Consider the following 3,274-nt stretch of genomic DNA (forward strand, 5'->3'; position numbering starts at 1 on the left):
CGTCGTATGAGTGTTGGAGAGAGTTCTGTTAGCACAACCTCTCTCTACGCGGTTTCTGAAGATAACCTTATCAAGACAGCACCATCTGCCGGTTTCGCTCCTTAACCGAACACGGATGCACCGATAACACCAAATCGCTCGATAAGCCCAGGGTTGTTCGAAATGTCTGCATTTCGTAATATGATATCTTCTGCATATCTGTCGATGTGGTCGTAGAGCCTCTGTTGACCCTCTGCAGAAAGCGCTAACGACGCCGCACTTGCTGACTCCAAGTTCCCCGAATCGAGCATATCAAGTAACCCATCCTGGATAACCTCTCCAAAGTATGAGACAGTTCTGTTACCGAAATCGACCGAGTTGAATGCAGCCATTAGTGCATTGCCAAGACTGCCAACGCCGAATTGCAGGACGATATTGTCAGTAAGTGCGGGATTTTGCTTGCACTCAGTTCGCAAAAACGCCGCAAGATTCGACGCGATTGCTTCATCAACATCTGATGGATCACGAAACTCGTACGGTGAATCACGCTGATTCGTCCGAACTACTGCCATCAGTTTTTTCGGGTCAAATTTGACTCTTGGACTTCCAACTCGCTCGTTTGGAGATGTCAGTGGGATTGATCTCCGATTTGGCGGCAATGCTGGTCGATACACGTCGTGGAGCTGCTGTAACCCGAGTGGGTGTGATTCATTTACCTCGACGATGAGTCTGTCAGCGGCACGGACGAATCCGGGAGTATGTCCAATCGACGTTGAGGGAATCAACCAATCTTCGCCCACTGCAACCGCTTCCATTACTGCGGTATCAACAGCACCGAAATATCCTAATTCGACTTCGTCAGCTGTCTTCGATACATGTCGGTCATGGAATGCTATCGTCCCGTGGTTGATTGCATCACGTGATGCGGTTCGAGCCTGGTATGGAAAACGCCGTGAGATCGCATTAGCCTCGACGAGATCGGTATCAATCTCATCACCAACGCTCCCACCGCTAATGACCGTAAGCATGAGGTCGCGATCACTATTCGCTAGCGCGTTCGGTACTGCTTTTGGGTATCCAACACTTCCAAACCCGCTCACAACAAGCGTTGCGTCCGATTCAATTTCGGATGCTGCATCTTTTGCTGTTGTGACTGGGAGATCTCCACTGATTCGGTCAGTCACATCCCCCATACTAGACCACATCCTCGGGTTGGGTTCCGATACCGTCAGGCCACCCTGGCGGTTTTGCCGCAGAAGGTGCTGCATGTGACCGTTTGAGCATCATATTCGTCCTACGCAACGAGAGTACCTTTTCATTCTCTTGATTGTATGCACGGAGTTCTGTAGTGACGATACCAACGTGGTCACGTGATTCGCTTTCTCGCTTGCTCACGACTTCGCTCTCCGCGAATAGGGTATCGCCATGAAATACCGGCCCATGATGCCGAACGTCGTCGTATCCGAGGTTCGCCGTGGCGTTCTGTGAGACGTCGATGACGCTCATCCCGACGGCCATTGCAATGACGACCAAGCCATTAACGAGTCGCTCACCGAATTCAGTCCCCGCTGCATAGGATTCGTTGAAATGCATCGGATTCAAGTTCATTGTTACGTTTGTCAACCAGACGTCATCCGTTTCCGTTACCGTTCGTCCGTACGGATGCTTGTATATATCACCCACTTCGAAATCCTCGAAGAATCGGCCTTGCCACCCATCAACTAATTGTCGGTCGTCGCTCTGCTCACTACTCATGAACACCTCTAATGGTACGGTATATTCACATAAATATTTCGTAGGAATACCTGCGCCAGTCAGTACGAACGCGACATTCCGAGCACTTTCTCACCCAGATAATTGAGAACCAACTCTTGAGTGATCGGAACGAGGCGTGTCAATCGTGCCTCACGCATGAACCGTTCAACGTCGTACTCACGTGCAACACCGAATCCACCGTGGGTCTGAACGGCAGCATCTGCAGCATCGAACGCGGATTGTGCGGCGAGATACTTTGCCATATTCGCTTGGGCACCGACCTCTTGCTGGGATTTCGTTTGCGTGAGTTCAGCCGCGTTATAGACGACATGCTTCGCTGCCTGTACGTGTGCGTACGCTTCCGCAAGCGGATGTTGAATCGCCTGATTTGCCCCGATTTTACTTCCGAATACCTCCCGTTCGTTTGCGTAATTGACTCCCGCTTCGAGAGCGGCCTCACCGAGTCCGATGCATTCGGCGGCGATGACGATGCGTTCTTCGTTCAATCCATCTAGAATTTGATAGAATCCGTCGCCTTCTTCTCCAATAAGTCGATGCACAGGCACTCGAAGATCCTCAAACCAAAGTTCGTAGGAATGGACACACCCACTCACGGTCTTTGGAATCTGTCGGGCTTCAAAGGCTCCCTGTTCCCGGGCGTCTTCGAGGTCGATGAGGAACATCGAGATTCCCTGGGTTCGCTTTTCAACCTCGTCTCGAGGTGTCGTTCGTGCGATGAGAATGAGGAAATCTGTTGCATCGACTCGTGAAATCCAGATCTTTTGTCCATTGATGACGTACTCGTCGTCATCTCGCTCGGCAACTGTCTCGATAGACGTCGAGTCAGAGCCAGCGTTTGGTTCGGTGAGTCCCATCGACTGAATCGAGATATCACCGGCAGCCATCTTCGGAAGCAACTCTTCTTTCATCTCTTTCGATCCGTAATTCACGATTGCGGGCGTGTTGTAGATTGCACCGTGAATCGCTTGCGCGCCACTGAATCCACCACCGTTCGCCGCGACCTCTTCCATGATAACGACGACTTCTGCTGTACTCATTCCTGCACCACCATATTCTTCGGGTATGAGTGCCCCAAGCCAGCCATTCTCTGCAAGAGTATCGACAAATTCGTGAGGATACTCCTCTTGTTCATCCTTTTGACGCCAGTAATCGGCGTCAAAGTCGTCGCAGATGTCTCGAATGGCATCTTGCACCATCCGTTGTTCCGCTGATAGCTCTAGAGTCTCCATGGCGGACAGCATCACTCACAGATTTTCGTCAAATGAAATAAATCCATGGGTCAACATCACTACTTGACCCGTTGCAGACTGTAACCGTGAGTAATCCACTACCCCGCTTCGATTGTTACTCGCTCAGTTACTACAGAAGATCTGGGTTCTCGTCCTGGCCGTCCGTGAAATGGCCGTGTTTAATCGCCTGAAGGGAGTGGAATCTCCTGTTCTGCGGCCTTCTTGATGTTGTAGACGGCACACATCAGTGCAAGTTCACGAAATTCTCGGTACCAGGTACGCGCTCGCAG

The 3,274-nt window shown here is 51.0% G+C and carries 3 protein-coding genes; all 3 read right to left on the minus strand.

What is annotated here, in order from left to right:
• Positions 1-101: 101 nt before the first annotated feature.
• From ACR3FF_RS26365 to ACR3FF_RS26375, 3 genes are read right to left on the minus strand one after another with little or no spacing between them, the layout of a single operon-like run.
• The gene (locus ACR3FF_RS26365; RefSeq protein ID WP_458191051.1) at positions 102-1,172 is read right to left on the minus strand and encodes an acetyl-CoA hydrolase; all 1,071 of its coding nucleotides are present in this window, start codon (positions 1,170-1,172) and stop codon (positions 102-104) included.
• Position 1,173: 1 nt separating this feature from the next.
• Positions 1,174-1,734 carry a MaoC family dehydratase gene (locus ACR3FF_RS26370; RefSeq protein ID WP_458191052.1) on the minus strand — a complete coding sequence of 187 codons (561 nt, stop codon included), beginning with the start codon at positions 1,732-1,734 and terminating at the stop codon, positions 1,174-1,176.
• A 59-nt stretch (positions 1,735-1,793) separates the two neighbouring features.
• Positions 1,794-2,996: an acyl-CoA dehydrogenase family protein gene (locus ACR3FF_RS26375; RefSeq protein ID WP_458191053.1), complete on the minus strand. Its 1,203-nt coding sequence runs from the start codon at positions 2,994-2,996 to the stop codon at positions 1,794-1,796.
• Positions 2,997-3,274: the final 278 nt, after the last annotated feature.

The organism is Haladaptatus ordinarius, from assembly GCF_054177595.1.